The following is a 2,264-nucleotide window of genomic DNA, read 5'->3' as shown; positions in this document are numbered from 1 at the left end:
GGATACATTACACACACTTCACACATAAAGCGAACCCCCAGGTCACAATGACTTTCTTGGGTACTTTCGAGCTAATAGAAGACCATAACCCTAGAGTTTCACTTAAAGCTGTTCGGCAATGCGTTCGTTCACCGGCTTCTTACGCACACTCACGAGTTATCTCAGCAAAGTGACAAGTCTCGAGGCCTTCGTCGTAAAGCGAGATGGAGCGAAACCACCCCAATAGAAAGCTCCAGTGAGGAAAAGCTGGGCTAGGGAACTAAAGTCGAACTGTGACTACATCAACGAAGACCGATGCCCGGCCGGTCCATCCGGTCGATGAGTATCCGGGCCATGTGAAATTGCTTGTACTCGGCTTTCAACATGTGCTCGCCGCGTATGCAGGCGCGGTGGCAGTCCCGCTTTTCGTGGGCTGGGCACTTGTGGATGCCGGGCGTATGTCCCCATCCGATATTCCGCACCTAATTGCCGCGGACCTGTTTGTTGCCGGCATCGCCACCATCGTGCAGTCGGTGGGTATTTGGCGATTTGGTGTGCGGTTACCACTGATTCAGGGCTGTACCTTCTCTGCCGCCATTCCGATGGTCACTATCGGATCGCAATACGGCGTGCCCGCAATCTACGGTTCGGTGATTGCATCGGGCATTTTCATGATGCTCTTTGCACCGCTTTTTGCATCGCTTCTACGTCTATTTCCGCCGTTGGTCACTGGCACGGTGCTATTGATTATCGGTACGACGCTTATGCCAGTCGCAGCTGACTGGGTTGGTGGCGGTGCTGAAGTCAAGGACACTCCTGATTTCGGCACGCCCCAAAACTTGGCAGTAGCTGTGTTTGTGTTGGTCTTGATTCTCAGTATTGAGCGTTGGGCACCGGAATGGCTCGCCCGAATCGCCGTTCTAGTGGGCATGATTTCTGGGTTGCTGCTGTGCATTCCATTGGGAATGGTGGATTGGTCTGGGACTAAGGACTCACCAATCTTTGGGCTGACACATCCGTTCTACTTCGGCATGCCTGAGTTTGTCTTCTCGGCTGTATTTGCCATGTGCATTGTCTCGCTTGTGACTATGGTCGAGGCGACTGGAGATGTGCTTGCAATCGGTGAGATTACCGAGACCGAGATTGATAATCGCCGTATTGCCGACACACTGCGTGCCGACGGTGCTGCGACCGTGATCGGCGGTATTTTCAATACCTTCGAATACACGGCGTTTGCCCAGAACATCGGCGTCCTGTCCATCACGGGCGTGCGATCCCGATGGGTTACCGCAGCTGCAGGCGGAATGCTGCTGATTCTGGGACTGATTCCAAAGACGGCCGCTCTCGTTGCTGCTATCCCGGCTCCAGTTTTGGGAGGTGCCGGTATCGCCTTGTTCGGCATGGTCGCAGCATCCGGCGTCCGCACCCTATCCAAGGTTAAGTTCACTGAATCCAACGTGATCGTGGTTGGTATTCCGTTGGCACTGGCATTGCTTCCGGCTGTATCGCCCGAACTATTCTCCGGACTGCCGGCATGGGCACAAACGTTTATGGCCTCAGGAATCTGCGTAGGTTCCGTCGCAGCTATTATCTTGAACCTTTTGTTCAACACCGCCGACCGTGCACCGCACGCAGTTACTCCGAGCGCTCACGACACCTTCCGCGGAGGTATCAACTCTGAAGATAAGGACCACGACGGCTACGGCGACGTCCCGCCCGCTAAGCCAAGCAGTAATAACTAACTTCGGTACTTTGATTAGCGTGGCTGGATAGCTCAATCCCAGACCGCGCTGGCGTAATTAAATACAACACATTCCCGTATGGGCGCAGGCAATACCTCGCCCATACGGGATTTCCTTTTGGCGCGACCTTGGATGGCGCCGCGTTGTCTCGTAGGTAGGGCCTTAAGAATCAGGACGAATTCCAAATAAGCGTATGGATCCCTATTTGGACAGCTTGGCAGTAAAGCCCCATTGAAGCGCGGTATCTGCATGTCGGGATGAGTGGCTGTGGTAAACACAGAAGTGCAATAACTGAATCGGACATGCCAACAAGCTCAGTGCCAGAATTCGAGGAGCCTCCGACCGGTGTACTGCGCATCGGACCCTTCTAAGTACCCGCAATTAAGCCAAATCGGTAGCTACCCCGAGATATAAGCCACGACATTTGTCGATTAAATGTTGTTTACTCGTGGGCACAAAAGTGGGCCGCAGCACCCAACCCCACACAAGGGGCAAGGCAACCACGACCCACAAACAAGATTATTATGCCGGCGGCGACCTACT

Annotated in this window: 1 protein-coding gene; it reads left to right on the top strand. The window is 53.8% G+C overall.

Annotated features, from left to right (window positions below):
• Positions 1-272 precede the first annotated feature (272 nt).
• Entirely contained in the window at positions 273-1,721 is a 1,449-nt protein-coding gene (locus CRD13_RS06655) for a nucleobase:cation symporter-2 family protein (protein WP_049189566.1), read from the top strand.
• Positions 1,722-2,264: the final 543 nt, after the last annotated feature.

Source organism: Corynebacterium sp. LK26, assembly GCF_014335085.1.
GTDB lineage: Bacteria > Actinomycetota > Actinomycetes > Mycobacteriales > Mycobacteriaceae > Corynebacterium > Corynebacterium jeikeium_D.
The sequence above is the reverse complement of the archived record's forward strand: the minus strand, read 5'-3'. Positions and strand labels throughout refer to the sequence as shown.